The organism is methanotrophic endosymbiont of Bathymodiolus puteoserpentis (Logatchev), from assembly GCF_900128525.1.
In the GTDB taxonomy this organism is placed as follows: Bacteria; Pseudomonadota; Gammaproteobacteria; order Methylococcales; family Methylomonadaceae; genus Methyloprofundus.
Window position 1 is genome coordinate 1 of record NZ_FQTQ01000157.1, and the last position, 1,329, is coordinate 1,329.

General features: G+C 45.7%; 2 protein-coding genes. One reads left to right on the forward strand and one right to left on the reverse strand.

Annotated features, from left to right (window positions below; genetic code table 11):
• The coding region (locus BQ7314_RS12100) for a transposase (protein WP_174483944.1) at window positions 1–189 on the reverse strand (189 nt) is incomplete at its 3' end.
• Between the two features lie 63 nt (window positions 190–252).
• Between BQ7314_RS12100 and BQ7314_RS12105 the strand changes: the two genes are divergently transcribed.
• A complete protein-coding gene (locus BQ7314_RS12105) occupies window positions 253–1,248 on the forward strand; it encodes a reverse transcriptase domain-containing protein (RefSeq protein WP_174483945.1) in 996 nt (331 codons plus the stop codon).
• The last annotated feature ends 81 nt before the right edge of the window (window positions 1,249–1,329 follow it).

Genomic DNA, 1,329 nt, shown 5'->3' on the forward strand with positions numbered 1-1,329 from the left:
TGCAAGTGAGGCTGTATTACCAGAAATATTTTCCAATTGATGGTTCTTAGATTGAGTAATCCATCGTTGCAAAGCTGAACGACTTATTCCCAATGTTTTTGCCATCTCTGTCAGTGATATTTCAGGTGATCGGTTAAGGGCTTTTTCTACCGCTTGTATTTTAAATCCTTCGGTATATTTTGGACTCATTTTTCTTTCCTCTAAAGTTTATTTTAGAGGCGGCAACTATTCTGACACAGGGGGCATGACAGAGTGATCCAGCAAGCCATCACACAAGTGTTACAGCCCCTCATAGATCCTGATTTTTCAGATCACAGTCATGGATTTCGTCCTAACCGCTCTGCGCATGATGCCGTTAAATCCGTGCAGAAAGGTATTAAAGACGGCTATGGCTATGCCGTGGATATTGATTTATCTAAGTTCTTTGATAAAGTCGATCATGACTTATTAATGAACCGACTCGGCAAATGGGTGACTGATAAGCAACTGCTGGCACTGATTGGGAAATATCTGCGTGCCGAGGTGAGCATCAAGGGGCAACGTGAGCCAACGCGATGCGGCGTACCACAAGGCGGCCCACTCTCGCCTTTGCTCGCCAATATCATGCTGGATGATCTTGATCGTTATTTAGAAAGCAAAGGCTATCGTTTTGCACGTTACGCGGATGATTTTGTCATCAGCGTCAAATCCTTAACGGAAGGAGAGCGTATTAAAACCGAAGTCACTGCCTATCTGGAAACGCTAAAGCTTCCCATCAACACCGAGAAAAGCCAAGTGGTCAGCAGTCAGCATCTGTGTTTTCTGGGCTTTGCCTTTAAAGGCAAGAAGATTGTCTGGAGTCCGAAAAGTCTCGCCAACTTCAAGCACCGCATCCGTGAATTAACGGGGCGTTCGTGGGGAGTCAGCTGGGCATATCGGTATGAAAAACTCAGGCAATATCTTCAAGGCTGGGGAAATTACTTTGGGTTGAGCGAATACTACCGACCGATTCCGCTACTGGATCAATGGATACGGCGACGTATCAGGATGTGCTATTTAAAACAATGGCGCAGAATACGCACACGTATTCATAATCTAATGCGATTAGGCGTTTCCAAATCAGTGGCAATCAGTTTGGGTATGAGTTCAAAGGGATATTACCGCCTAGCAAAAACCAAGGCGGTACAACTGGCTTTAAATAACAAGTGGCTAGAGTCGCAAGGCCTAGTCTCGATTAAAGACCAATGGGTTAAGTTCCATTATTCATAATGGCGATGAACCGCCCTGTGCGGAGCCGCATGCAGGGTGGTGTGGGGAGGGCTGGAGAGAAACTAGCCCTTACCCGATTTA